This is a genomic window from uncultured Chitinibacter sp. (assembly GCF_945957625.1).
Classification (GTDB): domain Bacteria; phylum Pseudomonadota; class Gammaproteobacteria; order Burkholderiales; family Chitinibacteraceae; genus Chitinibacter; species Chitinibacter tainanensis.
Map to the genome: position 1 here is coordinate 18,474 of NZ_CAMFLP010000021.1, position 16,046 is coordinate 34,519.

Consider the following 16,046-nt stretch of genomic DNA (forward strand, 5'->3'; position numbering starts at 1 on the left):
GCCGTTCGGCGGCCTACCATACTATAAATTAGGCAGACCCCATCTTGGATGTGCATTGTGCCTGAGGCTTTACCCACTGACGTAGCCAAAATTGCCGAAAAGATCACGCACATCAATCAATTAGTCCTTCACGATGTAGCGGCAGCATTGGCAGAGAGTAGCCAATTACAGGTGCTTTGCCATGGTCACTTGCCGCAGCTCCTGCGTACCCAGCTCGAGGTTTTGCACTGCCGCTGTCTATTGGCCGCAGGGCAGTTTCGCCTTGCCTTGCGACTGATTAATCATGCGATTCGCCAGCTGGATGAACAAACCGCGGCGCAACCCAGAGCCGAGCTGCTGCAAATGCGCGGTATTATTTTGTTTCAGCTAAAGCGTTACCTGAGTGCGGCGGAAGATCTGGCACAGGCGACCGAGCTGGCGGTAGAGGCGATGCAGATTCATATCGCCATTGATTGCTATATGCATATCGCCAGTATTTACCGCATTTATGGTCTGGAGCACGATTTACTGGCGCTATTGCGCTTAGGCTTTTATTTGGCGGGTTCGATTAATGACCCTAAATCAATTGGCAAGAGCGCGATTCATTTGGCGGGCCGCTACTTTAATGATGGCCAGTATCAGGAAGCGCTGGATGTGCTGTATCAAAGCGAAGCCAGCATCCTTGATTGCGGGGATATGACTTGGGTGGTGGAGGCTGGCAATATCATGGCCAACTGCTACCGGCGGCTCAATAAAGCACATGAGGCGGAGTTGTATTTTGATTCGATGTTGGCGCTGGCCTTGCATCACCAGCTAAGCTGGGCGCGTTCGCTGATTGCCATTCATTACGCCACTTTTCTGGCTGAGCGCGGTGATCGGGTGGCGGCGATGTCCTTGCTGGATAGCGCTCAGGAGGGGGCATGGCAATTTAATGATATGGACCTGCAACAGCGCTACCTAAGCTGCCGTATCGAGATTTTTAAGCAACAAGGGCTGCATGCCCAGGCTTTGCAGGCCCTGCGGGAATTAGAGCAAATCCGCATCGCGCAAGTAGAAGGTGAGCAAAATCCGCGTAGCCGGCGCAAGCTGGCACGGTTGGGGCGTTTGCAGCGGGTAATGGCCACGGTCAACCGCACCCGGCGTGATTTTGAAAGCTTGCTGGGGCTGGTGGTCTCACGCAGCAATATCAGCCGTGGTCGGCTGTTTCGCGATAAATGCGCCACGCTGCCGGCAGAGCATGCGATTGTGGTGGTGAGTATCGAAGCGCCATTGGCCACTCGACGGGTGGTCGAGGATAAGGTCACCGCCATTTTGCGCGAGTTTTGCGTCAGCGGGGATGTCTGGGTGCGCCATGGGCTGGGTCAGTATCTGATTTATTTTCACGATGGGCTGCAGCGCAATAACGTATTGCAGCAGCAGCTAGTGCAGCACGTGCAGCATTTTCCTTGGGATTGGCATGAAATACCGGCGCCGCTGGTGGCCAGCCGGCAGGTTTCGCCGCTAGAAGTCGCTCAGTTACTCAATATGCGAGGGAATACATGGAAAGCCTGAGCGCCCAACATGATATTGCCGAATTGATCAGTGCGGTGGAGCTGGGCTACTGGCAATCCAATGCGGCGCAACATCGCGATTGCCGGCGTTTGCTCGAACTGTGTCTGACGCGGCGACACCCGATGCTGGGCTATGCCTATCTGCTGTATGGCCGCACCTTTCTGATCGTAGGGGATTTGCCCTGCGCCCGTGAAAAACTCAAACGGGGTCTCGCGCATTGTCGCCGACATCAACAATTTGAGCATTATCCGCTCGGTTTACTGTGGCTTGGGGTCGTTGAGCTGCAGCAACAACGCTATAGCAGAGCGCTGAAAGCTTGGGGGGATGCGATTCAGCTGGCTCTGGAGCAATCCAACCTTGATGTGGTGATCGAATGTTGCCTGAATCTGGGGGTGCTGTACCGTACTGCCGGTTTGCAGACGGAGAGCGGCGAAGTCTTGATGGCCAGCTTCTCGGTGGCTGAATCAATCGACAGTAAAAAGCTCTTAGCCAAAAGCGGGATTTATGTTGCCGAGTCCTTGATGATCGAGCAGCGTTATGCCGAGGCACTAGCGGTGCTGTTGCGCGCCGAGCATGATGTGATCTTGCATGGCGACGTTACCTGGATCGCTCAGCTCTGTGGCAACAAAGGCTATTGCCTGTGGCGCACTGGTAATCTGGCTGGGGCAGAAGCTTGTTTTGATACCTCGCTGACCATGGCCCGAGCCTTCAAGCTCGGCTGGGTGTATATCTTTGTGGCGTTGTACTTCGCGCGCTTTTTGTTAGAGCAAGAGCGAATAGCCGAGGCCAACGAAATTATCGACAGTGCATTTGCGTATTTTGATCTTTACCCCGAGCGGCAGTTTTTAGTGCAGTGGTATGAGCTCAAATACAAAGTGCTAAAGAGTCTGGGGCGATATCCTGATGCACTGGTGGTGCTGAAAACCCAGCAGGGTCTTAAGCTGGCGGCGCTCAGTGAAGATTACGAGGCGGCCAGCTCGCCGCATTTGGTGGGCGATTTGCGCCGTCGCTATCAGGCCTTGCGGCGGATTTTTCGCAAGATTGAAGGCCTGGTGGAGTTGCCGAATGTTCGGGCGGGGATCCGGCAGCTGACGGATTTTCGGGCCCGCTGCGAGGCTGGGCGCGGCGTCGACCGGCTGATCGAATTAGTGGTGCGCCCGCAAAACAAAAAAACCGTCATTCAGCGCACCATGCTGACCATTCGTGAATACTGCTCAGGCAAAGACGCCTGGGTCAAGATCGCTGATGGACGGTTTCTGATTTATCCGGGGCACAGCGATAAAAGCCTGTTTGAGTTTGCCCATTGCCTCGTGAAGGCGATTGAGGCCCTGGCCGGTGGACGATTGAGCGAGCAGCCTATTCAGGCGCGCTCGCGCATTTTGCTGGTGGATGATGATGTCATTGCCCAGCTCAATATGGTGATTGATCGGGGATGGCATGACGCAGGATGAATTTTCGCGAGTAATGCAGCGTCAGGCGCAATTCCGGCTGCGTAATTACGATCAGGCGCTGAGTTTGGCTAACGAGCTGGAAGCCTTGGCAGGTGCTGATCTTTATCAGCAGTTGCAAGCCCAGTATTTGCAAGGCGAAGCGCTAGAGAAAGTCGGTGAATTTGCCGCTGCCAAGCAACGTCTGCTGGCGGTTGAGCGCCAGCTGGTGCGTCATTACAAACAAGACCCGCTATTGCTTGATCTGTATGAATGTCTGGGGAAAGCCTGTTATGCAATTGGCGAGCTCAATCTGGCGCTGGAATACTGGAGCAAATGCCTGGAGCTGGCACTGGGGCAGCAGTCGATAGTGCATTACATCAAGGCCTACACTGGGATAGGCGGGGTGTATTTGTACTTTGGCTTGTTTGAAGAATCGCTGCGCCATCATTTGCTGGCGCTCGAGTTTGCCCGCGAGCTGGATGACCCCGTGCTACTCATGATGCTCAATCTGTGGCTCGGTAGCGATTACAACGAGCTGGGGCGCCATGCCGAGGCGCTCACCCATCTTACCGAGGCGCGCAATTTCTACCGCCGCCAGGCTGATGCAGGGCAGGTAAGTGAGGTATTGATGCACAGCGGTTATTCCTGCTTGGGTTTGCGGGATATACCCTCGGCATTGAAGTTTTTCAACGAGAGTATTCGGCTGGCAGAAAGTCATCATCATGGCTGGCCATTGGCGATGGCTAACGCCGGTTTGGCCGAGGTTTATCTGGCGCAAGGGCAGGCTGAACGAGCTTTGCAATTTGCCCAGCAAGCCCACGAATTTGCGCTCCAAAATGCCTCGATTCACCATGAACTGCGCGTCTGCCGGGTAAAATCGCTGGTGCTGGAGGCGCTAGGGCGGCATGCCGAAGCGCTGACTGCTTATGAGCGACACTGTGAGCTATCGGTGCAATTGGCCATCGAGCGCAATACCACCCAATTACAAAGTGCGGTGCTGCGGCGGATTAACCGCTCGGAGATTCGCCTGAAGCTGATGCGCGCCGAGCAGCAGCGCGAAATGCTGGAAAACGAAAAAATCCAGCGCCAGGCGGAGTTTTTGGCAGAAAAAAATGCCTTGCTGGCCGTTAACAAAGCCAAGAGTGATTTTCTGGCCTTGGTTAGCCATGAAATACGCACTCCGTTGTCGGGGGTGATTGGCATGTTACGCCTCGCACGAGGGCAAAAAGAGCTGAGCGATACGACACGCGAACAGCTCAGTATTGGCCTCGAAAACGCCGAAACGCTGCTCACCATCATTAACGATATTCTCGATATTTCGAAAATCGAAGCTGGCAAAATTACGCTCGAGACCATTCCTTTTGATTTACACCAGTTGATCAATCAGGTGGCGGCGCTATTTGCGCCAAAAGCGGCGGAAAAAGGCGTGCGTTTTGTCGTGGATTTGGCGCATTTGCCTAAGCAAGGCTGCTTAGGCGATCCGACCCGGCTGCGGCAGATTTTGTTTAATCTGGTGGGCAACGCGATCAAATTTACTGAGCAGGGCAGCGTCACCATTGGGGCCTATCGGGATGGTGAGCAGATTAAATTCTCGATTGCGGATACGGGTATTGGCCTGGATGAGCAAAGTCTGGGGCGCTTGTTTAATAAATTCGAGCAAGCCGATACTTCTACCACCCGCAAATATGGTGGCACGGGTCTTGGTTTATCCATCTGCCAGGCGCTGGTCGGTTTGATGGATGGCTCGATTGGCGTGACCAGCCAGTTGGGCGAAGGCACGTGTTTTCGGGTGGAGCTACCGCTAGAGCCGGTCGATTTGCAGGCCACGGTGCGTGAACCAGTGCAATTAAGTCCATTGCCATACCAGTTGCGCATTTTGTATGCCGAAGACATTGCGACCAATCAATTGATTGTGGGTGGGCTCCTGGAAGAAATGGGGCAGCGCATGCAGGTGGTGAATAATGGGCAGGAAGCGGTGGAGCTGCTAACCCGGCAGCGCTTTGATCTGGTATTGATGGATGGCCGTATGCCGGTGATGGATGGGCTGGAAGCCACGCGCATCATCCGGCGAGGGCAGTATCAAAGCCGGGCGATACTTGATCCGCAAAGCTATGTTGTGGCGCTGACGGCCAATGCCGCGGCAGAAGAGCAGCAAGCCGGTTTTGCCGCCGGGATGAATGATTACCTGCTTAAGCCGATTGATCCGCTCAAATTGCACGCGGTGTTGTTACAGGCCGTGGCCTATCAGCAGCAGCGCGGGGTGGAATTGCTGCCTATGCTGGAAAAAGCCCCTACGCCATCTGTGGCGACTGGTACGGCCGATGCGGATTGGCTGCGCGAGTTGAGTCGGGCTGGTGTGGCGGTGGATGAGGCGCTCAATCGCCTGAATGGCAATCACGAACGCTTGCGCCGCTGGTTGCAGCAATTGTTTAGCGAGCATCAAGCGCTGATTGATACCTTGCCCGATTATCAATCCCGCAAAGATGCCGCTGGCCTGATCGGGCCGGTGCATGCGCTGCGCGGGGTGGCGGGCACGTTGGGTGTCATGGCGATTTATCAGGCGGCGGGCACGCTGGAGCAGGCGTTGGGGCAATTTCAGCGTGGCCAAGTGGCGCAATGGCCGGTGCTCACGGGCTTGCAGCAAGTATGGGCGCAAAGCAAAGCGCGGCTGTTACCTTTGCTGGGTGAGCCCGTGAGTGATGAGACGACCCAGCGGGACGATTGGCCTGCCTTACCCACTCAGGCCCGTGCGGCAGGCTTGGAGCTCGCGCAGGCGCTGGCGAGCAAAAGCCTGCGCGCGAGGCAAAAGCTGCAGGCTTTACAGCTGGTGCTGGGGGAGCAAGCGCCGGATTATGGCGTGGGGCAACTGAAACAAAGCCTGGAGCAACTGGATTACCCGGCTGCATTACGGCAATTACGCCGGCAGCTACCTGAGAAAATGGATGAAAACTGATCCTTATGTGCTGGTCGTGGATGACCAGATGGCCAATATCGAAGCGTTGGGCGAATTGCTCACCGCCGAATACGATGTGCACTTTGCTCTCAGTGGCGCTGAGGCCTTGGCGCATGTGCGCGAGCACGCGCCGGATCTGATCTTGCTCGACATTATGATGCCGGATATGGATGGCTACGAAGTCTGCCGTCAGTTGCAGCAATATCCACCCACCCGCGAAACGCCGGTGATCTTTATTACTGCATTGGCCACCCCCGAAGAAGAAACCCGCGGGCTGGATGCGGGGGCGGTGGATTATATTGTGAAGCCGTTTAATCCGGCGATTGTGCGGGCACGGGTGCGCAATCATCTGGCGCTTAAGCAAGCAAAAGATCAGCTGCGAGTGTTGGCACAAACCGATAGCCTTACTAGTCTGGCGAACCGGCGCTATTTATTTGAACGGCTCAGCCTGGCTTTTGCCAAAGCGCTGGATAACCCGCAGCAACAGTTTGCGGTGATTTTGCTCGATGTGGATTACTTCAAACGCTACAACGACCAGCAAGGCCATCTGGCGGGGGATTTTTGCCTGCAACGTGTGGCCGGCGTGCTCAAATCAGCGCTGCGCAATCCCGATGATGTGGTGGCCCGCTACGGCGGGGAAGAATTCTGCTGTTTGCTGGCCGGCGCTTCGCTCGACGAAGCGCGTGGTATTGCCGAGCGCATTTGCCGCAGCGTGGCCGAGCTGGCCATCCCGCATCCCAAGGCCTTGCCCGCCAAGATTGTGACCATTAGCGCTGGCGTGAGCGCCTATCGCCCGAGTCTGCATTCGCTGGAAAGCGTGTTGCAGCTGGCCGATGAGGCGCTGTACGAGGCCAAAGCCGCCGGCCGTAATCAGGTGATGATTAAGGTATAGCCAGAAACGCTATATTTCATATGGCCTAGCTGGCTATACCCCTTTAGGCGGGCGCCCCGTCTTCATTCTTGGGGTGCAGTTTGGCTTCCAGTCTGGCTAGCGCAATGTACAGCACCGGGGTGATAAACAGGGTAATCAGCTGCGAGAACAGCAGGCCGCCCACAATGGCCACCCCCAGTGGCTGGCGCAATTCGGCGCCCGCACCCAGCCCCAGCGCCAGCGGCATTGCCCCCATAATCGCGGCCAGTGTGGTCATCATGATCGGACGGAAGCGTTTGGCACAGGCTTCGCGGATGGCTTCGCTGGGGCTCAGCTGCTGTTTGCGCTGCGCTTCCAGCGCAAAATCGATCATCATAATGGCGTTTTTCTTCACGATGCCCACCAGCAGCAAGATCCCGATCATGGCGATAAAGGTCAGCTCCAGCCCGGTGAGCTGCAGGGCCAGCAGTGCGCCAATCGCTGCCGAGGGAATCCCCGCCAGAATGGTCAGCGGATGGATCCAGCTTTCGTACAACACCCCCAGCACCACATAAATCACGGCGACCGCCGCCAAAATCAGCCACAGCTGGCTGGTTTGCGATTGCTGATACAGCGCCGCATCCCCAGCAAAACCGCCAAACACGGCTTCGGGCAGGCCGATCTCCCGCTCGGCCGCCGCAATGGCTTGCGCAGCATCGGAGAGCACCACGCCCGGCGCCAGATTAAATGACAGCGTGACGGCAGGTAGCTGGCCTTGGTGATTAATACTGGTCGTCACCGCCGTGCGCTCCACCGTGGCAAAGCTGCTGAGTGGAATAAGGGCGCCGGTTTTGCTGCGCACATGCAGCAGGCTTAGCTTTTGTTCATCAGCGCGATAAGCATCACTCAGCTGCATTAACACCGAATAGCTATCTTGTGGTGCGTAGATGGTGGCTACTTCACGCTCACCATAGGCGGCGTAGAGGGTGTCGCGCAGGCTTTGCATATCAATGCCGAGCTCCGCGGCCCGATCGCGTTGCACCTGAATGCGTGCTTGCAGGGTCTTTTGCTCGGCGTCCGAAGTGACATCGCGAAATTGCTCACGCGCCATCAGCGCCGCTTGCAGCTTGCCGGCCCATTGCTCCAAATCGCTGGCATTCACGGCTTGCAAGGTATATTGATAACCGCTTTTACTGCTGCGAGCGCCGACATTCAAGTTTTGCGTCGGACGGAAGAACACCCGCACGCCAACAATTTTGCCGGTGGATTTACGTAGGCTTTCCAGCGTTTTTTGCATATCCGCACGGTCTTTGCGCGGTTTAAGCGTAATAAACAGCCGCCCGCCACCGCCCGAGCTACCCACGCTGGAAGCCACATAATCGACGTTTGGATTGTTCTGTACCGCTTTTGCTACCTGCTGCTGCAGTTTCAGTTGTGCGGGGTAGGCAATATCGGGTGCCATATCAATACTGGCCTGAATTTGGCCAATGTCTTCCTGCGGAAATAGCCCTTTGGGTATCGCCAGATATAGCCAGGCGGTCGTGGCGAAGGTGGCAAGTGTCAGTAGTAGCATCCAGGCTTTGTGGCGCAGCGCCTGATCGAGTAGGCGACGGTAGCCAGCCAGTAGCGTGTTAAAGCCGGCTTCAAACCAGCGGCTCCACGCCGGCGCAGGCTGGTGATCGGCTGCGGTTTCCGGGCGCAAAAAACGCGCGGCGAATAAGGGGATGAGTGTCAGTGATACGGCCATTGACACTACAATGGCCAGCGAAACTACGATGGCAAACTCGTGAAACAGCAAACCCATGGTACCGGGCATAAAGAAAATCGGGATAAAGACTGCGATCAGCGACAGTGAAATCGAGACCACGGTAAAACCCACTTCGCCAGCGCCCTGAATGGCGGCATCCCACGGGCGCATGCCTTCTTCGATATGGCGCACGATGTTTTCCAGCACCACAATCGCATCATCCACCACCAAGCCCAATGCCACGGTTAGCCCCATCAGTGAGATATTGTCGAGGCTAAAGCCCAGCCAATACATCAGCGCAAAGGTGGCCAGCAGCGAAATCGGCAGCGAGACCGAAGGGATCAGGGTGGCCGCGGCACGGCGCAGGAACAGCAATACCGACAACACCACCAGCCCCAGAGTCAGGAGCAGGGTGAGGTTTACATCGTGAATCGATTCGCGAATCGAGGTCGAGCGATCGTTGATTTGCCGCACTTGCACCGAATCGGGCATCTGCGCCGTGAGCTTGGGCAGCATGGCTTTGATCGCATCGACGGTAGCGACGGTATTGGCGCCGGGTTGGCGCTGTACGGCCAGAATGATCGAGCGCTCGCCATTGATCCAGCTGCCGGATTTAACGTTTTCCACGCTGTCTTCTACGGTGGCCACATCTTTGAGCCGCACCGGATTGCCATTGCGGCTGGCAATCACCACCTCGGCAAATTCGGCGGCGTTTTTCAGCTGCTCATTGGCTTGCAGCATTAGTGTTTGCCGCTCGCCCTCCAGCTGGCCGACTGGTGAGTTGGCATTGGCGGTTTTGAGTGCGCTGGCGACTTCGGGCAGCGATAAATCTCGGGCGGTGAGTTTTTCTGGGTCAACGGCAATCCGCACCGCGTATTTCTTTTGCCCATAAATCTGCACCTGCGCTACGCCATCAATGGTGGATAAGGCAGGGGCGACTAGATTGTCTGAATAATCATTGAGCTGCGCCAGCGACATTGAGGGTGAGCTGATCGCCAGCATCAGAATCGGCGCATCGGAAGGATTTACCTTGCGGTAGCTCGGCGGGCTTTTCATATCGCTCGGCAGAGCCCGATTGGCACGATAGAGCGCGGCTTGGACATCCACGGCGGCAGATTCGATATCGCGGCTAGGGGCAAATTCCAGCGTGATGGTGGTTTGTCCCAGCCGGCTGGTGGAGCTCATGGTGGCCAGGCCCGGAATCGTGGAAAACTGCTTTTCCAGCGGGGTAGCCACCGAATTGGCCATGGTTTCGGGCGAAGCGCCAGTGAGATTGGCTGAGACTTGAATTGTTGGGGTGTCGTAGCTGGGCAGTGCCGAAATCGGCAAATGAAACCAAGCTACCGCCCCGGCCACCATGACGGCCAGCCACAGCAGCAAGGTGGCTACCGGGCGATGAATGGCCCAGCAGGAAATTCCGCGTACTTCAGCGCCACTCATGCTGCCGCCCCTTGGCTTGCCGCGTGGCTAGCCTTGGCGCGGCCAGCTTTTTTATCGCCGGCTTTGCTTTCTTGTACTTTGGCGCCGGGGCGCAGGTTTTGCCCGCCCTCCAGCACCACCTTGCTGCCGGCTTTAATGCCGGAAATCAGCGCCATGCCATCGGCGCTGCGCACGATCTGCACTGGTTTAGCCTCAACTTGCTGCTGGGCATTGATTTGGTACACAAAGCGCTGTTCTGGCCCGGTTTGCACGGCTTGCAACGGCAATACGAGGCCACGCTGGCGACCCAGGTCGAGGTTTACGGTCGTGCTTAGGCCTGGCCAGAGCAATTGATCCGGGTTCGCAAATTCGGCCTTCACCAGCAAGGTGCCGCTGGTTTTATCGATCTGGCTATCCATGAAAGTGACTTTGCCGGCGCGCTGCTGCCCGTCCGGTAGGGTGGTGTTCACCATGACCGGGCCTTGTTGCTTGGCGGTAAGCAGGGCGGGTAGCTCGCGTTCGGGCAGCTGAAATGTCACCTGCACCGGGTCCAGCTGGGTGAGCGTGACCAGTGGCTCGCTGCCATTGGTTTGCGCCAGGCTGCCCTGATGCACATTGATTTTGCCGGTACGCCCAGCAAATGGTGCGCTAATACGGGTGTAAGAGAGTTTGACCGCACTGGTTTGTTGATCGGCACGGGCAGCGTTGAGCTGGGCACGCAGCGTATCCACCTTGGCCTGCGCGGTATCGACGGCCGAAGGTGAAATAAATTTAGCGCGCGCTAGCTCTTGCGAGCGTTGCAGGCTGCGTTCGGCTTCGCGCAGCTGCGCGGCGGTTTGTTCGGTTTGCGCACGGCTTTTGCTGGCGTTGGCTTCGTCATCGCGCGCATCCAGTGTAAACAGCAGTTGGCCGGCTTTGACGTTGGCGCCTTCGCTAAAATGGATACCGGCAATCTGCGCGGTGAGCTGCGGGCGAATCTCAACGCTGCGAATCGCTTCGACATGGCCAGTGGCGCTGAGCTGATTAGGCAGCTCGCCTTCTTTTACGACCACGCTGGTGATCAGCGTGGGGCGATCGCCTTTTTTATTCGCAGCCGCATCGGGGGCTTTCTGGCAACCTGCCAGTGCGGCGACGAGCGTGAGTGGAACGAGAGCCAGTGGGCGCAAATTGTAGGTCATAGAGTGACTCTTGTTTAATCATGAAGTACACCGCGGGCTAGGCCTGCACGGTAGCGGGCAATGATCAAACTCATCGTCAGCATGACCAAGAGGCCAAACCCGATGATGATCAAATACATCGGCGGCATGCCACTGTGACCAAATTGCTTGAGGAGCAGGGCACTGGCATCGCTGGGCACTGGGCTACTCCAGTTTTTCACCAACCAGGCATGCAGCCCCACCATCAGCAAAATGCCGAGGTTTTCGTTGAAATTTTGCACCGCAATCGAGTGACCCGCGCCCATCAGCTGATGGCCGCGGTGTTGCAGCATGGCATTCAACGGCACCACAAAAAAGCCGGACAGCGCGCCGATAATGAGCATTAATAACGCAGCCAGCCAGATCTGGTTGACGAGCAACATGATGATGACCAGCGCGCCCATCGCCACGCCGGCCCACAGTACGGTAAACGCGCGCTCCAGTTTCACCAGCCGCCCGGCCAGAAAGGCCCCGGCAGCAATCCCGACCGCTACCAGCGCAATCAGCTGACTGGCTTGTTCCATGGTAAGTGACAGCCAGATCACCGCCCAGTTCAGCACCACCAACCGCATGGTGGCGCCCGCGCCCCAGAATAGCGTGGTCACCCCAAGCGAGAGCTGGCCTTGCGGATCACGCCACAGCCGCTTTACGCACCAGGCAAATTCGCGTGCTTGATGGACAGGATCGAGATGAAAGGGCTTTAGCCGTACCTGCAGTTTAGGAATCGACAGATTGATATAGGCCGCAAGCAAATACAGCGCGATGGTGCCGGCGATGGCAAATTGGGCTGGACTCAGATACTGCCCAAGGGTATGGCTATGTAGCCAATTGGATATCTGTGCTCCAGATAAATACCCGCCAATGATGGTGCCAAGAATAATCGCCCCCACGGTGGCGCCTTCTAGCCAGCCATTGGCTTCGACTAATTTTTCATGGGGTAGATATTCGGTAATGATGCCGTATTTGGCTGGGGAGTAAGCGGCGGCGCCAAAGCCGACGATGGCATAGGCAAAGATCGCCGGCATGCCCAGTAGCATGCTGGCACAGCCGACAAGCTTGATGCCATTGCAGATCAGCATGGCCCGGCCTTTGTGCATTGAATCGGCAAATGCCCCTGCATACGGCGCGATCACGACATACGACACGGTAAATGCCCACAGCAACATCGAGAGGTGCCACTCGGGCGCTTGTTGCTCTTTTAATAAGGCCAGGGCGGCGAAAAACAAAGCATTGTCGGCCAGCGCAGAAAAAAATTGCGCCCCCAAAATGGTGAAGAAACCACGATTCATGGTGTGTGCTCAGCGCTCTGGCGCGGGAATTGTGGCGTTTATATCACGATTGGATGACAAAAAAGCTGCGTGGGATCAGCTTGCGTCGATAAAAACACCAATTATCGGCGCTAAGCGGCGTGTTATGATGCGCTATTAGCTTTCCCCGATGTGGCTGCTGAATGATACTTGACGCGCTTATTACCATCTTTACTGAGTATGGTTATCTGGCCGTGTTTACCGTCTTGCTGATTTGCGGCTTTGGCGTGCCGATTCCGGAAGACGTGTCTTTGGTCGCTGGCGGGGTGATTTCCGGTCTGGGTTATGCCCATGTGCATACCATGTTTGCCGTTGGGATGGCGGGCGTGCTGATCGGCGATAGTCTGATGTTTCTATTGGGCCGCTACGCCGGCCCTAGCTTGCTCGAACACCGCTTTTTCAAGCGGATGATGACGCCAGAGCGCTTTGCTGCGGTGCAGGATAAATTCGAGCGTTACGGCAATCGCGTGCTATTTGTGGCCCGCTTTCTACCTGGCCTGCGCGCCCCGATTTTTATGACGGCGGGTATGTCGTGCAAAGTCTCGTATCTACGGTTTTTATTGCTGGATGGATTGGCTGCGCTCATTAGCGTGCCCATCTGGGTGTATTTGGGCTATTACGGCGCCAAAAATCACGAATGGCTGATGACATGGCTGGGCCGTGGTCAGGTGGCGATTTTGCTGCTGGTGGCTGTGGTAGCCGTGGTGGTGGGCGTCTGGTATTGGCGCAACCGCAAGAAAAAATAAGTCCATGGCCGCATGGCTGGTGGGCTGATTCGTCGTTCCTCGTTTTCTATTTAATATTAATCGTGCTGTGCGCCGCCTCTGGGCGCAACATGGATTAGCCAATGACTCGCCCTATTGAAGTTGTCATTCATCGCTCCGCCCTTCACCATAATTATCAGGTGATCAAGCAGCGTGCCGTCGGCGCGTGCGCCTTGGCCGTGATCAAAGCCAATGCCTACGGGCATGGGATTGAGCAGGTGGTGGCCGCGTTGCCCGCGGCGGATGGCTTTGCCTTACTGGAAATGCCGGCGGCCCTGCGGTTGCGGGCCATGGGCGTTACCCAGCCGATTTTGCTGCTGGAAGGGGCTTTTAGCCCGGCAGAATTGCAACTGTGTGCCGAGCATGATTTGTGGTTGGCCATTCATGAGCCGCAGCATCTAGAGTGGCTCACCCAAACCACGCTGGTGCGGCCGGTGCAGGTGTTTGTGAAACTCAATACCGGCATGAACCGGCTCGGCTTTGCGGCCGAGCAGGCGAGCGCCGTCGTAGCTCAGTTGCAGCAGTTGCCAAATGTGGCCGGCATTACCTTGATGACTCACTTTGCCACAGCTGATGATCCAGCCGTGGGGGTAACGGCCCAGTGGGCACGCTTCCAGCAAGGCACTGCGGGGCTGGGCTTGCCGGTGAGCCTGGCGAATTCTGCGGCGACTTTTGCCTATCCACAGGTGCATGGTGATTGGGTGCGGCCTGGTATTGCCCTGTATGGCAGCTCGCCGCTGGCTGATCAGTCTGCCACGAGCCTGGGTTTAGTCGCGGCGATGACGCTGCGGGCCAAGATTATTAGTACCCAGCAACTGCAAGCAGGCGATAGCGTTGGCTATGGTGCTACTTTCACCGCTGATCGGCCGATGCGAATTGGCACCGTGGCTTGCGGCTATGCTGATGGCTACCCGCGCCATGCGCCGACCGGCACACCGGTTTTGGTGGCTGGGCAGTGTAGCCGTTTGCTGGGTCGGGTCTCGATGGATATGTTGTGTGTCGATCTCACCGCAATCGATGCGGCGGGGATTGGCAGCGAGGTTGAACTTTGGGGGCAGACTTTGTCTATCGACGAGGTGGCTGCCAGTGCCGGCACCATTGGCTACGAGCTAATGTGTGCGGTGGCGCCACGTGTGCCAATGCGGGTGGAATAAGCGGTGTGAGCCAAATCGGGCGCAAATCGCCGAAATCCCCCAATTGACATACTTTGAATTACAATATTGCGGTTTTTATTATTAATTTTCTCCAGCCTGCAGGTTAATCATGGCATTGATCGTCCAAAAATATGGCGGCACTTCGGTTGGGTCTCCTGACCGAATTAAAAATGTAGCCCGCCGCGTCGCCAAGTTTAAAGCCCAGGGGCATGATCTGGTGGTGGTAGTGTCTGCGATGTCAGGCGAAACCAATCGTCTGATCGCTTTGGCAAAAGAAATTCAAACGAATCCAGATCCACGTGAACTGGACGTGATCGTATCGACAGGCGAGCAAGTTACGATCGGCCTGTTGGTGATGGCGCTGAAAGAGCAAGGCTTGGATGCGGTGTCATACACCGGTGCCCAGGTCAAAATTCTGACCGATAGCGCGCACACCAAAGCCCGGATTCAGCACATCGATGATGCCAATATGCGTGCCGATCTGAATGCCGGCCGTGTGGTGGTGGTGGCCGGTTTCCAAGGTGTCGATGCTCAAGGCAATATCACCACGCTTGGCCGTGGTGGCTCGGATACTTCAGGCGTTGCCTTGGCGGCCGCACTGAAAGCCGACGAGTGCCAGATTTATACCGATGTGGATGGCGTATATACCACCGACCCACGTGTGGTGCCGGAAGCGCGCAAGCTCAAGACCATTACCTTCGAAGAAATGCTGGAAATGGCAAGCTTGGGTTCTAAGATTCTGCAAATTCGCTCGGTTGAATTTGCCGGTAAATACAATGTGAAGCTGCGCGTATTGTCTTCGTTCCAAGAAGAGGGCGAAGGTACGCTGATTACGTTTGAGGAAGATACAGACATGGAAAAACCGGTCATTTCCGGCATTGCCTTTAACCGCGACGAAGCCCGTATCAATGTGATCGGCGTGCCAGACAAGCCTGGTATTGCGTACCAGATTCTGGGCCCAGTGGCTGATGCCAACATCGATGTGGATATGATTATCCAGAACGTTGGCCAAGATGGCACCACCGATTTCTCTTTTACCGTGCCTAAGGGCGAGCTCAATCGCGCGATTAAAGTACTGGAAGGCGTGCAAAGCCAGATCGGTGGCAAATCGGTGTCGGGTGACGACAAGATTTGTAAAGTATCGATCGTGGGTGTAGGCATGCGCTCGCACGTTGGCGTGGCTTCCACCATGTTCCGCACGCTGGCGGAAGAAGGTATCAATATTCAGATGATCTCTACCTCGGAAATCAAGATTTCTGTGGTTGTGGATGAAAAGTATCTGGAATTGGCTGTTCGCGTGCTGCACAAGGCCTTTGGTCTGGATCAGCAGGGCTAATTAGCGATCGGGGCAGGCTTTTAAGCTGGCCTCAAAAACAGCGCCGCTGTATGAGTTTGGTAAGTACCAAATTCGCAGCGGCGTTTTTTTATGTTTGCAGTGAGGTACTTATGCAACCAGTCGGAAATATTTCAATAAAAGTGTTGACGGCACATGGGGGTATGGGTATTATCTCGTCTCCCTTGACGGAGACGTGGATGAGTGGCTGAAATCACCTCCCTGCTAAGGAGACATACGGGCTTAAACCTGTATCGAGGGTTCGAATCCCTCCGTCTCCGCCAACGGAAAATTTTGTTGTGTCGTGTGCGCCCGTAGCTCAGTTGGATAGAGTATTTGGCTACGAACCAAAGGGTCGGGCGT

Annotated in this window: 10 protein-coding genes and 1 tRNA gene; 8 read left to right on the forward strand and 3 right to left on the reverse strand. The window is 56.1% G+C overall.

Going from position 1 to position 16,046, the window contains the following annotated elements:
• Nucleotides 1–57: 57 nt before the first annotated feature.
• From QV747_RS16190 to QV747_RS16205, 4 genes are read left to right on the forward strand one after another with little or no spacing between them, the layout of a single operon-like run.
• A complete protein-coding gene (locus QV747_RS16190) occupies nt 58–1,530 on the forward strand; it encodes a hypothetical protein (protein WP_273432237.1) in 1,473 nt (490 codons plus the stop codon).
• Nucleotides 1,518–2,981: a hypothetical protein gene (locus QV747_RS16195; protein ID WP_273432235.1), complete on the forward strand. Its 1,464-nt coding sequence runs from the start codon at nt 1,518–1,520 to the stop codon at nt 2,979–2,981. The genes QV747_RS16190 and QV747_RS16195 overlap by 13 nt, the downstream gene beginning before the upstream one ends.
• Nucleotides 2,968–5,913 carry an ATP-binding protein gene (locus tag QV747_RS16200; RefSeq protein ID WP_273432233.1) on the forward strand — a complete coding sequence of 982 codons (2,946 nt, stop codon included), beginning with the start codon at nt 2,968–2,970 and terminating at the stop codon, nt 5,911–5,913. The genes QV747_RS16195 and QV747_RS16200 overlap by 14 nt, the downstream gene beginning before the upstream one ends.
• Nucleotides 5,903–6,805, forward strand: a complete 903-nt coding sequence (locus QV747_RS16205; RefSeq protein ID WP_273432231.1) for a diguanylate cyclase domain-containing protein — start codon at nt 5,903–5,905, stop codon at nt 6,803–6,805. The genes QV747_RS16200 and QV747_RS16205 overlap by 11 nt, the downstream gene beginning before the upstream one ends.
• A 43-nt stretch (nt 6,806–6,848) precedes the next feature.
• Here QV747_RS16205 and QV747_RS16210 read toward each other — a convergent pair whose 3' ends face one another.
• Genes QV747_RS16210 through lplT form a run of 3 tightly spaced genes read right to left on the reverse strand, consistent with a single transcriptional unit; the run spans nt 6,849 to nt 12,414 of the window.
• Nucleotides 6,849–9,950, reverse strand: coding sequence for an efflux RND transporter permease subunit (locus QV747_RS16210; RefSeq protein WP_273432228.1), 3,102 nt, complete (start codon nt 9,948–9,950; stop codon nt 6,849–6,851).
• A complete protein-coding gene (locus tag QV747_RS16215; protein WP_273432226.1) occupies nt 9,947–11,107 on the reverse strand; it encodes an efflux RND transporter periplasmic adaptor subunit in 1,161 nt (386 codons plus the stop codon). The genes QV747_RS16210 and QV747_RS16215 overlap by 4 nt, the downstream gene beginning before the upstream one ends.
• A gap of 14 nt (nt 11,108–11,121) precedes the next feature.
• Complete coding sequence (gene lplT / locus QV747_RS16220) at nt 11,122–12,414, reverse strand: lysophospholipid transporter LplT (protein WP_273432224.1); 1,293 nt, start codon at nt 12,412–12,414, stop codon at nt 11,122–11,124.
• 161 nt (nt 12,415–12,575) lie between these two features.
• On the opposite strand from lplT, the gene QV747_RS16225 reads away from it, so the two are divergent.
• The 4 genes from QV747_RS16225 to QV747_RS16240 all read left to right on the forward strand — a co-directional run bounded on the left by QV747_RS16225 (nt 12,576) and on the right by QV747_RS16240 (nt 15,967).
• Nucleotides 12,576–13,178 (forward strand): DedA family protein, encoded by a 603-nt coding sequence (locus QV747_RS16225; protein WP_028449613.1) that lies wholly within the window; start codon nt 12,576–12,578, stop codon nt 13,176–13,178.
• Between the two features lie 101 nt (nt 13,179–13,279).
• Nucleotides 13,280–14,350 (forward strand): alanine racemase, encoded by a 1,071-nt coding sequence (gene alr / locus QV747_RS16230; protein WP_273432222.1) that lies wholly within the window; start codon nt 13,280–13,282, stop codon nt 14,348–14,350.
• 109 nt (nt 14,351–14,459) lie between these two features.
• On the forward strand, nt 14,460–15,686 hold the full coding sequence (locus QV747_RS16235) for an aspartate kinase (RefSeq protein ID WP_028449611.1): 1,227 nt from the start codon (nt 14,460–14,462) through the stop codon (nt 15,684–15,686).
• 187 nt (nt 15,687–15,873) lie between these two features.
• Nucleotides 15,874–15,967: transfer RNA gene (locus tag QV747_RS16240), tRNA-Ser, on the forward strand.
• The last annotated feature ends 79 nt before the right edge of the window (nt 15,968–16,046 follow it).